General features: G+C 46.9%; 14 protein-coding genes. 8 read left to right on the forward strand and 6 right to left on the reverse strand.

Features of this window, described 5'->3' with window-relative positions; genetic code table 11:
• The first annotated feature begins 186 nt into the window (after nucleotides 1-186).
• The gene (locus ACZ5V1_RS03040; RefSeq protein WP_464390541.1) at nucleotides 187-672 is read left to right on the forward strand and encodes a DUF1269 domain-containing protein; all 486 of its coding nucleotides are present in this window, start codon (nucleotides 187-189) and stop codon (nucleotides 670-672) included.
• Nucleotides 673-689: 17 nt separating this feature from the next.
• Nucleotides 690-827 carry a hypothetical protein gene (locus tag ACZ5V1_RS03045; protein ID WP_373794062.1) on the forward strand — a complete coding sequence of 46 codons (138 nt, stop codon included), beginning with the start codon at nucleotides 690-692 and terminating at the stop codon, nucleotides 825-827.
• A gap of 254 nt (nucleotides 828-1,081) precedes the next feature.
• Here the strand turns inward: ACZ5V1_RS03045 and ACZ5V1_RS03050 are convergent, their stop codons facing one another.
• Together ACZ5V1_RS03050 and ACZ5V1_RS03055 are read right to left on the reverse strand one after the other, a co-directional pair.
• Nucleotides 1,082-2,365, reverse strand: coding sequence for a multiheme c-type cytochrome (locus ACZ5V1_RS03050; RefSeq protein WP_464390542.1), 1,284 nt, complete (start codon nucleotides 2,363-2,365; stop codon nucleotides 1,082-1,084).
• Nucleotides 2,366-2,461: 96 nt separating this feature from the next.
• Nucleotides 2,462-3,028: a cytochrome c3 family protein gene (locus ACZ5V1_RS03055; RefSeq protein ID WP_464390543.1), complete on the reverse strand. Its 567-nt coding sequence runs from the start codon at nucleotides 3,026-3,028 to the stop codon at nucleotides 2,462-2,464.
• A gap of 286 nt (nucleotides 3,029-3,314) precedes the next feature.
• Between ACZ5V1_RS03055 and ACZ5V1_RS03060 the strand changes: the two genes are divergently transcribed.
• From ACZ5V1_RS03060 to ACZ5V1_RS03085, 6 genes are all read left to right on the forward strand, one after another.
• A complete protein-coding gene (locus tag ACZ5V1_RS03060) occupies nucleotides 3,315-5,756 on the forward strand; it encodes an ATP-binding protein (RefSeq protein WP_464390544.1) in 2,442 nt (813 codons plus the stop codon).
• The gene (locus ACZ5V1_RS03065) at nucleotides 5,749-7,197 is read left to right on the forward strand and encodes a sigma-54-dependent transcriptional regulator (RefSeq protein WP_464390545.1); all 1,449 of its coding nucleotides are present in this window, start codon (nucleotides 5,749-5,751) and stop codon (nucleotides 7,195-7,197) included. The genes ACZ5V1_RS03060 and ACZ5V1_RS03065 overlap by 8 nt, the downstream gene beginning before the upstream one ends.
• A 566-nt stretch (nucleotides 7,198-7,763) precedes the next feature.
• Nucleotides 7,764-8,354 (forward strand): cytochrome P460 family protein, encoded by a 591-nt coding sequence (locus ACZ5V1_RS03070; RefSeq protein WP_464390546.1) that lies wholly within the window; start codon nucleotides 7,764-7,766, stop codon nucleotides 8,352-8,354.
• A gap of 247 nt (nucleotides 8,355-8,601) precedes the next feature.
• On the forward strand, nucleotides 8,602-9,936 hold the full coding sequence (locus ACZ5V1_RS03075; protein WP_464390547.1) for a PAS domain-containing sensor histidine kinase: 1,335 nt from the start codon (nucleotides 8,602-8,604) through the stop codon (nucleotides 9,934-9,936).
• The gene (locus ACZ5V1_RS03080) at nucleotides 9,929-10,579 is read left to right on the forward strand and encodes a response regulator (RefSeq protein ID WP_464390548.1); all 651 of its coding nucleotides are present in this window, start codon (nucleotides 9,929-9,931) and stop codon (nucleotides 10,577-10,579) included. The genes ACZ5V1_RS03075 and ACZ5V1_RS03080 overlap by 8 nt, the downstream gene beginning before the upstream one ends.
• 158 nt (nucleotides 10,580-10,737) lie before the next feature.
• Entirely contained in the window at nucleotides 10,738-12,462 is a 1,725-nt protein-coding gene (locus tag ACZ5V1_RS03085; RefSeq protein ID WP_464390549.1) for an aldehyde ferredoxin oxidoreductase family protein, read from the forward strand.
• A 366-nt stretch (nucleotides 12,463-12,828) separates the two neighbouring features.
• On the opposite strand, the gene ACZ5V1_RS03090 is transcribed toward ACZ5V1_RS03085, so the two are convergent.
• From ACZ5V1_RS03090 to ACZ5V1_RS03105, 4 genes are all read right to left on the reverse strand, one after another.
• On the reverse strand, nucleotides 12,829-14,229 hold the full coding sequence (locus ACZ5V1_RS03090) for a glutamate decarboxylase (RefSeq protein WP_464390550.1): 1,401 nt from the start codon (nucleotides 14,227-14,229) through the stop codon (nucleotides 12,829-12,831).
• A 153-nt stretch (nucleotides 14,230-14,382) separates the two neighbouring features.
• Nucleotides 14,383-14,970: a DJ-1/PfpI family protein gene (locus ACZ5V1_RS03095; RefSeq protein ID WP_464390551.1), complete on the reverse strand. Its 588-nt coding sequence runs from the start codon at nucleotides 14,968-14,970 to the stop codon at nucleotides 14,383-14,385.
• A gap of 175 nt (nucleotides 14,971-15,145) precedes the next feature.
• Nucleotides 15,146-15,580 carry a hypothetical protein gene (locus tag ACZ5V1_RS03100; protein ID WP_464390552.1) on the reverse strand — a complete coding sequence of 145 codons (435 nt, stop codon included), beginning with the start codon at nucleotides 15,578-15,580 and terminating at the stop codon, nucleotides 15,146-15,148.
• A gap of 157 nt (nucleotides 15,581-15,737) precedes the next feature.
• Nucleotides 15,738-16,961, reverse strand: a complete 1,224-nt coding sequence (locus ACZ5V1_RS03105; RefSeq protein WP_464390553.1) for a nickel pincer cofactor-dependent isomerase, group 22 — start codon at nucleotides 16,959-16,961, stop codon at nucleotides 15,738-15,740.
• Nucleotides 16,962-16,968: the final 7 nt, after the last annotated feature.

Below are 16,968 nucleotides of genomic sequence, written 5' to 3' on the forward strand. Positions count from 1 at the left end.
ATAGTGACTACGGCATTACAGTAGGCATTAATTTTAAAATAACCATGCTGTTAATCGTCAATATTCTTTTTATGGGCAAAGAGTTATGCGCTCTGCCTGTGCTTTTGCCTTGGTACTTATCATAACGCCTTGCTGGTGCTCACTGTATTCTGGCTGCAATGATCAAAATAGGCTTGGAGGTTCAGAATGGCTGATTTGGTGGTAATTGCATATGATACAGAGCAGCGTGCTGAAGAAGTTCGTGCTGAATTATTAAAGATGGCCGGTGAATATCTCGTTGATATCGAAGATGCCGCAATTGCAATCCATAAGCAGAATGGCAAAGTTAAATTGCACCAAATGCATACACTGACAACCGCAGGAGCCATCGGTGGTGGCTTTTGGGGTGTGTTTATAGGGCTTCTTGCTTTGCATCCTCTACTCGGATTGGTGGTAGGCGCTGGTGCCGGTGCCGCAGCCGGTGCTTTAAGCGATGTAGGGATTAGCGACCGTTTTATGAAAGAGCTTGGCGGTAAACTGACTCCGGGAACCTCTGCTTTGTTTGTTTTGAGCTCAAAAATGACTTCAAGTCGTGTTCTCGATCGGTTGAAAGGAAGCGGTGGGCATGTGATGCAAACATCACTTTCACATGAGGATGAAGATAGGCTGCGCAAAGCCATTACTGATACATAGTCGAAGTGGAGTAACTAATGATGATTTTTGATGTGCCGTTGGCGCTTGTTTTATTTTTGGTAGCAGGAATCGCAGTTGGTTCGGATAAACTGAAACTAACTCGACAGAAGTGTCGCATTCCTAATTTGCTTAGGCGTGGTCGAAAGTCTGAATAGGCTATAAACTGTTAGAGGCTCCTTTTGTTTTGTGAAAAGGCGATAAAAAAGCAGGTATCCGTGTGGGCGGGTACCTGCTTTTCATTAATCTCAACTATAGACGTGCTGTGAAGGTAACATGGTTTGTTCTATGTCTGGGTATACTGTCATCAACGCTGTCATGAATCAGGGCAAGGAAGCTGTCCTAACCTTTTTGCATAGCATCTATAGTTAAGACACGGGCACCAGAATGGTACCCGTGTAAGAGGAGTCTACTAAATTGGACCGGTGCTCATTACTGGGCTGAGGTCTTCAATTTTATTGTTTTTAATACGCCAGTTGTAGAGATCTTCCATATCTTTGTAGACCTGGAACACCTGGAAGAAACCATGCCAGTGTGAGTAGTCAGGGCCGTTCATGGCTGCACCATGACGAGCGCGACGACCACAATGGTGCCACAGGTAGTACATAAGTTCCTGATACGGGTCTTTCCACTTGTCTTCTTTGAGCAGACCTTTCTCGGCAAGCTCTTTCTTCATTTTAACAGCGCCGTCCCAGTACTTGTTGTAGAGAGCAACGGTGTTATCAAGAAGCTGACGTTGTGCTTCGATATGAGTTGCGCCGTGACAGCTTACACATACCTGACGCATTTTTTTGTCGCCTTCAATGCCGTCACCGCGTTCGCCGGTACGGATTTCAGAACGCTTATGAACGAGGTCCCATTTGAGACGTGATGTTACGTTATGGGTAGACTCAAGTGTGCCGATACCGCTCATGTGACATACTGCACAGGTAGGAGCAGTGTAGTCGCCCGGCTGCCATGCGCCGGAAGCAGCTTCCCAGTTCCATTCGTCGCCGTGGGCGTTGAAGATCTGGCCGTGCTTGGACTCTTCGTAGATTTCAATATGTGGATGGTCAGGGCCAAGGTGACAGGAAGCGCATGCTTCCGGCTTACGAGCTTCTGCAACAGAGAACTGATGACGGGTGTGACATACAGTACAGTTACCAATGCCGCCGTCAGGGTAGCGTGTTCCAACGCCGCCAGGCCATGTCATGTTTACAGGTTTGTTGTCCGGACCAAGTTCAACTTCGGTACCATGACAAGCCTGACAACCGCCAGCGCCTGAAGCACGGTTTACCATAGAGCCTTTTTTCTCACCAAGGAAGTCTGCACCTTCTGTGGAGATAAGCTTTTTGAACTTTTCGGATTCGATAATTGGTTTACCGGCAAGGTTAGCGTGAGCAGATTTAGAAAACTCTTCTGCTTCGTGCGGGTGACAACGCGCACAAGTTTTTGCGGAAACCATTGGGGAAATGTAAATGTCTGTGCCTCTAAGGCCCTCACACTGGCTGGCCATAGGGGAATCTTTTTCTACTGCGTGACAGTCGTAACAGGAGATAGCAGCGCTACCCATGCGACCGTTTTTCCAGCTGTGAATAATGCCCGGTGTTTTAACAGAGTGACACTCGATACAAGACGCAGCTTCTTTGGTATAGCCACGTTTTATTACAAGTTTCTTTTCACCAACTACGCCAGCATTGGCAGCAAGTGCAGTCATAATAACTCCACAGACTACAAAAATGCTTAACAGCGTAAGTTTATGCAGAAATGTCCTCACACGTTCCTCCTTAAGAATAATCGGTATAATGCGTTGTTACTTTTTAGTAGCAAAGTACTCTCTAGTGTGAATTCGCATGTTTTTATGGCCTACATGCTCGTGGCAGCTTGCACACTTTTTGCCGCTGTCGCCGCGTAAGTAATCTCTATGAGCGATAAGACCGCCTTTTGAAATTTCCTTAGGCAACAAGTTAACGTGACACTTGCGGCACGCATTATCATAGGTAAATTTAGTACGGTTACGATCGGCAGCGCCTTCCCAATCATATGTGTACGGATCAATAAGCATGTTGTTGACTACGTCAGATGCTCCGGTGATTGCTTTTGCTGTGAGATATTCCACAAAGGAGCCATGCGGCAGGTGACAGTCTACGCATTGCGCCTGAAACCCTTTGGAGTTCATCCCGCCGTGCTTTGATTCCTTCCACGAAGTCTGGAATGGTTTCATAACGTGGCAGCTCACACAGAATGTATCTGTATTGGTTGCTTCAACCATGTAGCCAGATGCAAGCACACTGACGACTGTCAGCAAAGCACCCATTATGGCTCCGCTGAGCCAGATGTTGCGCCTTGATTTTTTTCTTACATCTGCCTTTACAGGCATTAAATCACCCCCTTAACAGTTAGTAGAGAGGGGTTCTCCGGAGAGAATTTGAGCGTGGAGCACACGCTACCCTCAGGTTTCTGAGTCATGTTGTTATGAAAATGATTCCAAGAAACGTGCCAGCAATTGTGAATGTTTTGGCAATATAAAATTGTTTTATATTCTGTAGTCTTATGATTTTATCAATAAATGGGGCGGGTTGACGCTATTGAGTTTGTCAGAAAAATCTGACAATAATTCAGATAAATCTGAAAAAGATGTCATATTTTTCTGAAGCGGGTGTGCGGTGAAGACAAAGATTCTATTCTTTCCAGGCGTAATATTACTGCTCTGGACAGGGCTGATTATTGCCTTGTTCAGTTGGTTTGTAATGGGTGAGCAGCAGCATATTGAGCAGATTGCTTTGCGGCAGGCTAAAGCCTTTTTCAGTCAGGTTGTGACGACACGGGAGTGGAACTCTACGCATGGAGGCGTGTACGTAGAGGTGACCGGCTCAGTTAAACCGAATCCGTATTTAGAAGGGAAAGATCGGGATATTGTTACTGTGAACGGGAAAATGTTCACAAAGATCAATCCTGCCTACATGACCCGCCAGTTGTCTGAAATTATGTCCACAAGTTCAGGCGTATCCTTCCATATTACCAGCCTTAAACCCAAGCGTGCTGCAAACTTTGCGGATGAGTGGGAGAAGAGTGCACTTCTTGCTTTTAAAAATGGTGAGTCGGAGCGCTTTGAATATCTTGCGAAAGGAACTGACAAGGCGACGTACCGATATATGGCACCGTTGTACGCTACATCCTCCTGTATACAGTGCCATTATGGTGCAGATGCTGCTGTAAAGGGTGACATTCGCGGGGGGATCAGTGTTTCCATTGCGGCAAATCCGTTACTGCTATTGGCAGATGCGAACTTAGACCGCATGGGCTTGGTTTTTCTCGTGGTCGGAATTACCGGCTTTGTCGGCTTTGGCTATAGTGCTGTGCAGATTATCCGCAAACGTGATGAAGCTGAAACAGCAAGCCGAATTAAATCTATGTTTCTTGCCAACATGAGCCACGATATGCGTACGCCGCTTACCGGTATTATCGGTATGTCGGAATTGTTGCGCATGAAGCCGGAAGCGCATGAACAGGAAGAATACGCATCGCTGCTACAGCTTTCAGCAAGCAATCTTTTAGAAATTGTAAACGATATTACTGACTTTTCCCGCATCGAATCCGGCAGAATGTTCTTGAAAGAACGTCCTTTTGTTCTGAACGGCCTAGTACAACAGAGCTTGGATATGGTGCGTTTTGCTTGCTCTCGCAAAGACATTGTTTTGGAAAGTGTGATCATGGACGATGTGCCGGATCAGCTGATTGGAGATGAATTTCGTCTTCGGCAAATGCTTGGGAATTTACTTGGAAACAGTGTGAAGTTCACACAGCATGGCTCAGTAACGCTTGCCATCCGTAATCAGGGAATAAAAGACGGCATCTGTACGTTACGTTTCTCTGTTCGGGACACAGGCATAGGCATCAGACAGTCTCACCTCTCCACCATCTTCGACAGTTTCTCCCAAGGCGAAGCCGCCTTGGAAGACGGGCGTATGGGCACAGGACTAGGACTGTCTATAACACGTCAGTTAACCGGCATGATGGATGGACGCATCTGGGTAAAAAGTAAACTCGGTGTTGGTTCAACCTTCACGTTTGAAATTCCCTTTGCACTACCAGACGAAGATGAACGCTTGCTGGACGATGGTAAGACTTGTCTCGGCTTGTTCGGCAACTCAACACTCCCTGCTGGATATACTGTTCTTGCGGTAGACGATAACTCGCTGAACAGGGTCTATATTCAGAAAATTTTGGAATCGCACGGACACACAATCTTGCTTGCTGAGGATGGTGAAAAAGCACTGTCCCTTCTGCAACACAGATGTGTCGATATAATATTTATGGACGTACAGATGCCGATAATGAACGGCATTGAGGCAACACAGCAAATACGAAGACGTGACGACTTAGCCGTTGCGGCGGATGTTCCCATTGTGGCGGTAACTGCCTTTACTGTGGATGGGGACAGAGAGCGTTTTCTGCGTGCTGGTATGAGCCATTACGTGAGCAAACCGCTACAAGCGCAAGGGCTGCTCGATGTGCTTGAAGAGGTATTGGGCGAGACTGTCGTTGGCTCTGCGGAAGATAATTCGACTTCTCATGCCGTGCAGAACATTGCAGAGTCTTCAATTGAAAAGCACGATGATTCCAGTGTCACTGTAGAGCTTCATACTGATTCTAAAGACGAGGTGAATGCATTGGTTGTTCTGGACGTGGAAAAAGCAATGGAAGCAATGGCGGGGAACACAAAGTTGTTCACAATATTATGTTCAAGTTTTTTACAAGAATCAGAAGAAAAAGAAGCGAATCTCGAACAGGCCGTAAACGGGCAGGATTGGCAGGGTGCCATGGTTGCCGCTCACGCCATTAAGAATTCAGCAGGGCTATTATGTGCCATCGCGTTACAGGACGCCGCAGAGGTCATAGAGGCTGATTGTCGTGCTATTGTTGAAGCGTACGGTGACTCTGACGATGGTTTGAATAGTACAATACTGCCAGATGATATGCCGCCTTCAAAAAATGCACAGAGCACCAGCCATGGTATTAGCAAAGCCGTTTCAAATCTCACAACGGTTATGACGCAAACTCGTGTTGCAATCGCAGATGCTATAAAGGAAGTGGAACGTGGCTAAAATTCTTGTTATCGATGACGAGCTGTTAATCCGCACAATGCTGTCTGAAGTCATTGGCTCCCTTGGGCATGACGTTGTAGTAAAAGAAAATTTAACAGAGGGATTAGCAACAGCTAAAGAAACCTGCTTTGATGTTATTTATCTCGATGTACTCCTGCCCGACGGGAACGGACTTGAGTCTATTAATGACATCCGCCTTGCCTCATCGTGTCCTGAATTGATCATAATGACAGGGCATGCAACGCCTGACGATGCAGAAATAGCGGTGCGTCACGGTGTATGGGAATATTTGCGTAAGCCGTTTACTGTGGAACACATTGTACGCTCACTGACACGAGTGCTTGCCTTTCGTGAGCAAAAACGCCAGCAGCTGAAGTCGTCCTTAAAGCGAGATGAAATTATCGGTAGTAGCCCGTCGTTGATGCAAGCGCTTGATCTTGTAGCGCAGGCAGCAGCAACTTCTGTAAATACACTCGTTCAGGGGAAAACGGGAACCGGTAAAGAGCTGTTCAGTCGCGCCATTCACGATAACAGCAGCCGTTCAAGCAAGCCTTTTGTGGCGCTGGACTGTGCCTCGTTCACAGAAACATTACTTGAAAGCCATCTGTTCGGGCATAAAAAGGGCGCATTCACAGGTGCAACCGCTGACCGAGAAGGGGTGCTACAAGCAGCCGACGGCGGCACATTGTTTCTTGATGAAATCGGCGAGCTTCCGATGCAGCAGCAAAGTGCTTTCCTACGAGTTTTAGAAACAAAACGGTTTCGTCCAGTAGGCGCAACGAAAGAAATTACGAGCGATTTTCGCTTAGTTGTCGCAACAAACAAAGATTTGCGAGAGATGGTTCGACTCGGACTTTTCCGCGAAGATCTTTTGTACCGTCTCCGTGGACTCTCTATTACGTTGCCACCTCTCAGAGACCGCAAAGAAGATCTGTCGGAACTCGTGACATGGTGGCTCGATAAGCGTGCTGAATCACACGGGCAGCAAGTAAAAGTGGTGTCTGACGATTTCATGGAAACCATCATGGCATATGATTGGCCCGGAAACATCCGCGAGTTTATCCATAGTATGGATAGAGCCTGCACCACAGTAGGGCAGGAGTCCGTGCTTTACAGCACCCATCTTCCTGTTGAATTACGTGTAAGTGTTGCCAGAGCGGAGACAGACAAACAATTAGGTAAAAAGTTTGATGCTCCACCAGCTACAGAACCCTTTTCTTTCGCACCATCTCAACACTCCATGGGTGCATCTTCGCCAGTATCATCTGTTAGCATGTTCGTGCCTAAGTCGTTAAAAGAACATCGTCTGATCAAAGAAAAAGAATACATCGAAGGCTTATTACTGCACACCAATGGTGATATTAAGCAAGCGCATACCCTTGCAGGTGTTTCGCGTGGGCATCTGTATGAGCTTATGAAAAAACATGGGTGTTCCAAGTAATAGGATATTGTGATGGACGGTTCTAGTTTTTGATACGGTTGCCTCCGGCGGGCAGGTTCCACCTTGCATCCGCAAAGGGACACTGTCCCCTTGACCCCTTTTAGGGGAGTTTTTTGTCCGGTAGGCACTGTTTGGTGCACCTCACGTCATTGTTTTGAGAGTAGCCGCTTTGTAAATTTATGAAATTTTATTTGTGGCTTGCGAGCGTTAGGGCGTTACAACTCTGACGTGCAGCAAGCTTTAAAGATATTTTTAAAACCTAGCCTTGTGGTCGATGCCTTTTTACCTGTTTTGCCCCAGTAGCCCTCCTTAAATTTTCATTATAAGACTAGATTAATAGTCCCCTAGAAAAACAAAAACCCATAACAGGGGTTAAGGGGACAGTGTCCCCTTGCGGGGGTGTAGGGGGCGGAGCCCGCCTACTCGCCGAAGGCAACAAAAATCAAAAAAAGATAATAAATCTACGCGCCCATATATACTTGAGACCATCCCCTTTGGATAAGATACTCAGAAAATACAATAAGAAAAGCACCTTGTATGAAAAGAGTAATCCTGTGGGAGAGTCCGTGCAGAATATACGACAAATTTTGATGATGATGTGTCTTGCTGTTTTGTTGGCATGTCCGGCATTGGCTTTGTCAGTGCCTTCAGACGAAGTCGCAACCTTTGAAGAGTGGGAAAAGGCGTTTAATGCGTGGGACGGTAACCGACATAAGTGGAAGCCGCCTCGGATGGCACCGAACAAGCTGCCGTTTCCTGTAGATTACCGTGACTGGAAAGTTTTGAGCGTCTCGCATCGGGAAGACAGGGCATCTGTTCGAGTAATTCTTGGAAACAATGTGGCTATCCGAGCTGCCCGTCAGAAGATGTACAATCCTTGGCCTGAAGGAACGTTGCTGGTTAAGGTGTTGTGGCGTCAACGCAGATTGCCTACCTGGAAAGAATCTTGGGTTCCTTCAGAGATTATTGGTGTTGCGACGATGTATAAAGATACGGAGCAGTTTGGGGATACGCTTGGGTGGGGTTTCGCTTTTTGGGCGACTGAAAAGTTGGAGCTTCCGGAAGATTTCAAGGCAGACGTGCAAGGGTGCGTGAAATGCCATGCACCTTTGAAAGATAGTGACTATGTATTCACGGTACCAGCCATTTTTCCTTAAAAAATTGCGTTGTGACAGGGTGTTGGAAAGACTGTAGCAGTCTTTAAGTCTGGCTGTTTTGACATTGAATGATAGAAAGAGCAGATGATTTCATAGAGTTGCGGCAATGAGTAGCGTTGTCCTTCTGTGAGAGTCTCTGCTCTTTTTTTTGTTTCTGATTCGCGGTATGAGTTCTGCACAGAGTATTTCTTTTGCTCGCGCTAGTTTTGCGTGGCATAAGGTGCGCTGTAACAGGGAGAATTTCAAATTGCCAAGTACTGTTAGAAATCGTGTATATGCTGAAGCGTTATGCGTAGCGGGCATAACGTTGTGCTTTGCTATTGCTGCTGCGGGTGTCTTGTTCGATGTTGAGTTGAGTAAACAGGGCTTGCTTCTTTTAGCATGCGGCACTTTTGCTGTGGTGTTGGGAGGAGTGGCTTGGCTGCATCGAGTGCAACAGGCTGAGGTACTGGAACAGAATAAAGCGTTATTGTTAGAGCTGGCAGATTCAAAATTGCAGGCTCATATTCTGCAGCGTAACAAGTCGTTGATGCAGTCTATTTTTAATGCTTCACAGAATGTGTATTACGTTTTTGATGAGTTTTGTGTTTGTCTTGATGTCATTACATCCAGAGACGATTTGTTGAAATTTTGCCATGCGACAGACCCTGTGGGGAAAAAACTGACTGAGCTTTTCGATGAGAAGCTTTTGGATACTATTCGTCGTCCGTTACTCAAAAGCCTTGATTGCAAGCGCCTACAAGTAATCGAATACTGTGTAGAACATGCAGGCAAAGAATATTGGCTTGAGGGGAGAGCGCTTGCGTTGCCTCAACGTGGTTGCGGACCTCGGAAAATTGTTTGGGTTGCCCGCGATATTACAGAAGAGAAACGTAACCGCGAGGCTGTTCGGGTGTTATCAACTCGACTTGCTTTGTCTGAAGAGCAACAGCGCCGTAAAATTGCTGTTGAATTACACGATAGTCTTGGTCAAATTTTAGCTATTGTTAAGATGCGCCTTAACTTGCTGCGTCGTTATTTATCGGAAGGCGACGAGCTTGAATTGCTGGATTCCAGCATGGAGCAATTAGGAAGCGGTATTGAGTTGACACGGACACTCGTGTGGGAATTAAGTCCTCCTACGTTGTATGCATTGGGACTTGTTTCTGCGGTTGAATGGCTTGGTGAAAAATACGCTAAAGAGCATAGCATTTCGTTCGCAGTGGAAGACGAGATGGAATGTAGCGTATGGGGTAGCGACTTTAAGATTATGACGTTCCGTATTGTAAGGGAACTTATGGCGAACGTGGTAAAGCATTCTGGTGCTTCGGCTTGCACAATCGCATTTAGCAATCGTTCAGACGGCGTTGTTATTACTGTTCATGATAATGGCAAAGGATTTCCGGACAGGACATCAAAAGCAGGGTTCCGTAAAGGATTCGGGCTGCTCACAATTCAGGAATCTGTTCGTCATCTCGGGGGGGATGTAGCATTTACATCCGACTGTATTGGCGGCAATGTTCTCATCTTTATTCCTTTCAAACAAACTGCACCCGCGCTGGATGTGGAAATGAGTGCAGCAACAGGAACATACAATGGATAAGACTATCCGTGTTGTCATTGCAGATGACCACAAAGTTTTTTTAGAAGGTCTTTGCTCGCTGGTTAAAGACGAAAAAGACATCGAAATTGTAGGCAAGGCCGCCAGTGGAGTAGAGTTGTTGGAACTGGTCGCCAAGTTGCTTCCTGATGTGGTTATTTCAGATATTAGTATGCCGGGTATGAATGGTATTGTCGCAGCGCAGAAAATTACTCAGGAATTCCCTGATACGCGCATAATCGCTTTGTCGATGCATAAGGATACACAGTTTGTACGAGAAATCTTGAAAACCAATGCATATGGTTTCTTGCTAAAAGACTGCTGTTTCGATGAGTTAGCACATGCTGTGCGTTCTGCAATGAAGGGCGAGATCTGTCTAAGCCAACCCCTTAGAGACTCTGTCGTTATGGATTACATAGGTACCCTGCGTAAACCTCAGGATGAAGAGGTCGCGTTATCTGCTAGAGAAAGCGAAGTGCTTAAGTTAATTGCAGAAGGCAATAGCACCAAAGAAGTAGCAGAGATGCTGTGTATCAGTGCTAAGACCGTTGAAACACACCGTAGGCAGATTATGCAGAAAACAAAATATACAAGCGTGGCAGAACTCACAAAGTATGCAATTCGTTGTGGATTAACGACTGTTTAAGTACTCAATCAATATTGAATAAATTAAACATGTTAAGGAAAAGCCTTACTGCATTTCTACTTTTCCCTGATTGAGAGATTCTTGAATTCGACTTATTTCTATAAGCCTATCTGGACTTATCTGCCGGTGAAAACCGGAGCAATACAAGGAGTTGAAAGATGAGAATTCTTAGAATTAATACTCGTACTCAGGAATATGCTTTTGAAGAGCTTGGAGAGTATGCAGGTCTTGGTGGCCGTGCACTTACTTCCCGCGTTGTAAACAAAGAAGTTCCCGCTGACTGTCATGCACTTTCCGCAGAAAACAAGCTTGTTTTTGCTTCCGGTGTTCTTGCTTGCACCAACGCTGCTAACTCTGGCCGTGTTTCTGTAGGCTCTAAATCTCCACTTACCGGTGGTATCAAAGAAAGTAACTCTGGTGGCCAGTTCGCTAACCAGATGGGTAAAATGGACCTTCAGGCAATTATCCTCGAAGATAAGCCGGAAGACGATTCAGAATTTACCAATATTTTCATTTCTAAGGACGAAGTAAAATTTACTTCTGCTAAAGAAATTGTTGGCATGCACAACTATCCTGCACAGGAAAAATTACAGGAAGAGTTCGGCAAAAAAGCTGTTACTTGTCTCTGTGGTCCTGCTGGCGAACATTGTATGCAGGCTGCAACCATCCAGTTCTCCGACCCAGAAGGGCTCCCTACCCGTTCTGCTGGTCGTGGTGGTATGGGTGCTGTACTTGGTTCCAAGAAAGTTAAATCTCTTATTCTTGACCATGAAGTTAAAGGCAAAGTTCTCATGGGCGACGAAGAAGGCTTTAAAGCTGCTCGTAAAGAGTGGACAGACATCCTTCGCAGCCACCCAGTAACTAGTCAGGGACTTCCTGCATACGGTACCGCAATTCTCGTTAACATTGTTAACGAAGCAGGTGCGCTGCCAACTAAAAACTTCCGTACCGGTCGTTTCGAAAACGCTGAGAAAATTTCCGGTGAAACTCTTGCGGACACCATCACCAAGCGTGAAGGTAAAGTCTCTCATGGTTGTCACACAGGTTGTATTATCCAGTGTTCACAGGTGTACAACGATAAAGACGGCAAAATGCTCACAACCGGTTTTGAATACGAAACCATTTGGGGCTTTGGCGCGCATCTTCTCATCGACGATCTCGACCTTATCGCAACCATGGACCGTACCTGTGACGAAATCGGCATGGATACGATCGAAATGGCTAGCTCCCTTGCAATGGCAATGGAAGGCGGCCTCATCGCATGGGGCGACGGACCAGCAGCACTCGAATACCTCAGAAAAGTTGGTACCGGTGATCCTGTAGGCCGTATCCTTGGTAACGGCGCAGGCTTTACCGCAGCAGCGTTCGGTGTTGACCGTATTCCAACCGTTAAAAACCAGTCTATGCCAGCATATGACCCGCGTGCAGTTAAAGGCGTTGGTGTTACCTACGCAACTACACCAATGGGTGCTGACCATACTGCTGGTTACGCTGTATGTCAGAACGTTCTGAAATGTGGTGGCGATGTTGATGGTCACAACAAAGAAGGTAACGTTGAGACTTCCAAGAACCTTCAGATTGCAACAGCAGCTGTTGACTCCCTTGGTCTTTGTCTCTTCGTAGCATTCGCTGTTCTCGATGACGAACGCGGTGTACCATGCATGGCGAAACTCGTTGCCGGTCTTCTTGGTTCCGAATACAGCGTAGATGACGTAGTAAACCTCGGTGTTGGCGCACTTCAGGATGAACTCGACTTCAACCGTCGTGCAGGCTTTACCGATAAAGACGATCAGCTCCCACGCTGGTTCACCGAAGAAGCTCTCCCGCCACACAACGTGAAATGGGACTTCACCGCAGAAGAACTTCAGGGCGCTAAAGTTTAGCAGCAACCTGATTCAAGTTATGATCAAAAAACGCCGGAGGCAACTCCGGCGTTTTTTATTTGCCTCTGGCGGGTCTCCGACGGGCGGGGCTTGCCTCCGGCGGCTGAGGGAAACCTTGTTGAAACAAGGTTCTCCCCCAGACCCCCTTCCAAAAACTTTTAATTGCGAGGGAATCTTGTTGAATATGTTTCTACGCGGCTATGCGCTCCCATGATTAAACACGCCCTTATCCGTCCGAAAGAACACTAGTTTCCGTTACTAAAACTCAGCCCTGATAGGGGTTAAGGGGACGAGTCCCCTTGCGGGGGATGTAGGGGGCGGAGCCCTCCTGCCCGCCGGAGGCAACAACATCACAACACATCGCTACTAGGAATGGTTAAACGATGTGTGTTTCTTGTCTGGATGACACGGCGGCGACTCCATGAGTTCCGCGATTACTTCTTTAAAATCTTTGAGCAGCAGACAGAGCATGTCTACAGACGTGCCGTGCCTCACTACGATGCGCTGTACAACGGTCTCTTCGCAGTTTGGCGGCAGAGTGTACGTTGGTATGAGCCAACCGCGTTGACGCAGGCCGTCGGATAATTGGTAAAGGCTGAAGGGCATATTGGCATCATCTTTAAATTTCCAGCAGACGAGCGGGAGCCCCTTTGAACTGTTGTTGAGGAAAACGAAGAGGCCGAATTGCTCAAGCCCTGCGGCAAAATATTCTGCTGCTGCAAATGCTGCTTCTTGTACTTTTATGTACCCCTCGTAGCCGAGTCGGAGGAGGTTGTAGTACTGCGCTATTACTTCGCCACCGGGACGGGAAAAGTTTAGAGCGAAGGTTGGCATTTGTCCGCCTAGGTAGTTGACGCGAAAGATGAGATCTTCTGGAAGATCTTGTTTTGCTGCCCAGATGACCCAGCCGCAGCCGAGGGGGGCGAGTCCGAATTTGTGACCGGATGCGTTGATCGATTTTACGCGGGGGAGACGGAAATCCCATTTAATTTCCGGATGCATGAACGGGGCGACAAATCCACCACTTGCAGCATCAATATGCATAGGGATGTCGAGCCCTGTCTCTTGCTGAAGCTTGTCGAGGGCTGCATGTACCTCTTCAATTGGCTCGTAGTGTCCGGTGAAGGTTGTGCCGAGGGTTTGAATTACGCCTATGGTGTTTTCGTCGCAGTGAGCGATGACGTCTTCTGGAGAGGACGTATAGCTATCTTTTCGCATCGGAAGTTCTCGAAGCTCTATTTCCCAGTATCGGGCAAATTTGTGCCAGCATACCTGTACTGGACCGCAAACCAGATTGGGCTTGTCGTGGGATTTGCCGATTGATTGACGGCGAGCCTTCCAGTTCCACTTTAGTGCCATACCACCGAGCATGGCGGCTTCGCTTGACCCAGTCGTGGAGCAGCCTATTGCAGGGGAGCATTGAGTTTTTTCGGGGTCTGCACATTCTTCAGCATTCCAGAGATTTGAAAGCATAGAAATGCAACGTGATTCAATTTCTGCTGTTTGCGGATATTCATCCTTATCGATCATGTTCTTGTCGATACATTCTTGCATGAGTTCATGAACTTCTTGCTCGAGCCATGTGGAACAGAAGGTTGCCATGTTCTGACGTGCATTTCCGTCAAGAAGCAGTTCATCATGAATCATTTGGTATACGGCTTTCGGATTCCGTTCTTTGCGTGAGATGCGGTGTACGTTCAGGGGCTTAGCCATGGATTCTGAAGTGAAGAGATCATCGATATTAACTTTATGATTATGAAGGGGCATATGTTCCTCTCTACGTTTTTTGAATCTATTTGGGTAATGAATACAATAAAATAGTTACGTAGTGAGGAAAGTATAAGTTACGTCGATGATGTTACAAAAAAAACTGCACAATCGCGTAGGCAACAGTGCAGTTTTTGTTTTTTGAAAAGCGAATTATGGCTCAATTGTTGTTCCCAGCAGATCAAGGAACGCCTTAATAAAAGCTGGATGTGCAGGCCAAGCGGGAGCGGTGACAATGTTTCCGCTGACGCAGGCGTTGGAATAGGTTTCGTTAAATAATTCCAATGTACCGCCGGATTGCAAAATTTCTGGATTAACTGATGGATATGGGCAGCAGGAAACGCCTTTGAGGATATTTGCTGCCACAAGAATTTGCGGGCCATGACATATAGCACCTAGCGGTTTTTTTGCTTCATTTATTGCGCGAACAATTGTGAGCACCCGAGCATCAAGACGTAAGTATTCAGGAGAACGACCACCAGGAAGGATCAGCCCGTCATAATCTTCAACGTCCACGGCATCAAAATTTTTGTTTAACAGGAAGTTGTGACCGCGTTTTTCTGTGTAGGTCTGGTGCCCTTCAAAGTCATGGATTGCTGTGGCAACAAAATCTCCAGTGTTTTTATCTGGTGAAACGACATCGACAAAATGTCCGGCAAGCAAAAGCATCTGGTAAGGAACCATTACCTCATAATCTTCCACAAAATCACCAACGATCATAAGAATTCGTTTTGCAGGCATCTTAGTCTCCTGATATTTCAATGTGTTTATGATGGTAATACGTACGGAAATTGTTCGAAATGACAATTATTTATGCCCATAGCGTGCCATGAAGTATGTAGAATGAAAAAACCCTCAATGTACTGTGTACAAAGAGGGTCTTGTTGCTCTTTAGGAATTTGGCGGACATAAAATTTTATCGTCGACCACGACCGCCGCCACCACGACCACGACCGCCTCCACGCATACGCCTTGGGCCGCCGCCACGACTGCTGCCACCACGCATGCGGCTGCTGCCACCACGCGAGCGACCGCGAGCACGCGTTTGCCTGCTGCTGCCTCTATTACCGCGGTACTTACTACGATTGTAGCCTCTATTTCCGCGGTACTTGGCGCGATTGGGACCTCTGTTCCTAGGTCGGTTATATTTCCGGTTGTGATTATGTTTGTTGTAATAGTAGTTTCGGTTACTGTAATAGTAGTTGTTGCTGTTGTAGCCATATCCGCCATATGGATAGTAGTAGCCAGAGCCACCGTAGTAGCCGTAGCCGCCTCCGGCGGTAACTGTGCACCCTCCTAACAGAGCAAACAGCAGAATGCACCCGACTAGTAAACTAATCTTTCGAAGCATGTGTCTCTCCTTGGCAGCGTCGCTTCTGAAGCGTTGGCTCTAGCGCCTTGGGTACGCTGCTGCTAAGTGTGTCTTGCACTATGATAGCAGAGAGAGAGGGCTTAGTTTGAGTATTAAAGCTGTTAGCGAAGTCGTGAGATCCGCTGATGACGAGAACTTACGAGAATTGTTGTAGAATGTGTGAATCACTAAATTTGAGAGAATGAGTTCTCGTGCGGTGTGTTGATACTCCGGCTGATTCCAGATCATCAAGGACAGCTTCTGTTGCCCAAAAATGTTGTAGCGAGAGCGTATTTGTAATGCGCACTGCCCGTATTGGTTTCGGAGCTTTTGCTAGTGCAGCATCAATAACGGCTTTGTCTGTGGGGAGAGTGATCGGTAATCGTCCGCTTGCCCATACACCGGTGGTAAGTGAGTTTGCGTAGGTCGCAGTGGTATCTATGGAATCCGCAAGGCGTTGGGGAATGAGGTCAGCCATGCCGATACCGTGGGCGTTACCTTGTGATTGCGGGGTAAGATTCAACACTACGAGAGTTTTGTATTCGGGTTTGCGTTCGCCTGCCATTCGACGCCATGCGCCGATGACGTTAGTGTCCATACCGGTTCCGCTGATGTTTTTTCCCATTTCATCAATGATGAGAAGGTCAAGCGAATCAATAGGGATACGCGGCAGAATGGCTGCGGATACAGAAAGCAGAGACGAATCTGTTTTTACGACGTCTTCTTTCGTGCATAATTTTATACTGTGTAGTTTCTCTACAGCATTCTCAACGACGGCAAGACCTGCCAGCAGGTTGATATGCTCCAAAATGCGCAGTGCTGCTGGCTTAATAACAGTTTCCAGCGGAAAGTTATGCAGATTGTCAGCTCCGCGCGGTTTACCAAGTCCAATTGCAAGCATCTTGCATAGACCGGACTCCACTTCCCCATGAAAGAGGGTGTGGGGTTTTACGCGATTCATTACAAAAATATAGTCAGCTTCCAGCGCATCTTTCGCCACGAAAACTTCAGCGCCTTCTTCCAGAACACCTAAGCTCACAGTCTCTACAGAAGAGACAATTGGGCAACCTGCGGATTCTTCCGTAATGCCAAGCTTGGAGAGGATTGCTGTTTGTCCTTCCGCTGTAGATCCACCATGTGAGCCCATTGAAGGGATAATGAATGGACGTAGTCCAAGGGCACTGAGATTGCACACGACAGCTTGCAGCAGGGGAACAATTCGATCTATCCCGCGTGAACCTACAGTTATTCCGACCGTTGCGCCTTGTGTTATTGTAGAACGATCAAAAGAAGCAAAGACCGCATCCACGGTCTTTGCAATATTATTAATTTGGGACGTCTCAAATGTTTGTTCAACGTCGTAGAAAAGAGGGTACGTCATTATCTTC

It is taken from the genome of Halodesulfovibrio oceani subsp. galateae, assembly GCF_055397225.1.

Excerpts from the sequence above, each read along its gene's own strand:
- ACZ5V1_RS03105 (WP_464390553.1), bottom strand. The coding sequence starts at position 16,961 with ATGACGTACCCTCTTTTCTACGACGTTGAACAAACATTTGAGACGTCC.
- ACZ5V1_RS03050 (WP_464390542.1), bottom strand. The coding sequence starts at position 2,365 with ATGACTGCACTTGCTGCCAATGCTGGCGTAGTTGGTGAAAAGAAACTT.
- ACZ5V1_RS03090 (WP_464390550.1), bottom strand. The coding sequence starts at position 14,229 with ATGCCCCTTCATAATCATAAAGTTAATATCGATGATCTCTTCACTTCA.
- ACZ5V1_RS03080 (WP_464390548.1), top strand. The coding sequence starts at position 9,929 with ATGGATAAGACTATCCGTGTTGTCATTGCAGATGACCACAAAGTTTTT.
- ACZ5V1_RS03055 (WP_464390543.1), bottom strand. The coding sequence starts at position 3,028 with ATGCCTGTAAAGGCAGATGTAAGAAAAAAATCAAGGCGCAACATCTGG.
- ACZ5V1_RS03085 (WP_464390549.1), top strand. The coding sequence starts at position 10,738 with ATGAGAATTCTTAGAATTAATACTCGTACTCAGGAATATGCTTTTGAA.
- ACZ5V1_RS03040 (WP_464390541.1), top strand. The coding sequence starts at position 187 with ATGGCTGATTTGGTGGTAATTGCATATGATACAGAGCAGCGTGCTGAA.
- ACZ5V1_RS03100 (WP_464390552.1), bottom strand. The coding sequence starts at position 15,580 with ATGCTTCGAAAGATTAGTTTACTAGTCGGGTGCATTCTGCTGTTTGCT.
- ACZ5V1_RS03045 (WP_373794062.1), top strand. The coding sequence starts at position 690 with ATGATGATTTTTGATGTGCCGTTGGCGCTTGTTTTATTTTTGGTAGCA.
- ACZ5V1_RS03095 (WP_464390551.1), bottom strand. The coding sequence starts at position 14,970 with ATGCCTGCAAAACGAATTCTTATGATCGTTGGTGATTTTGTGGAAGAT.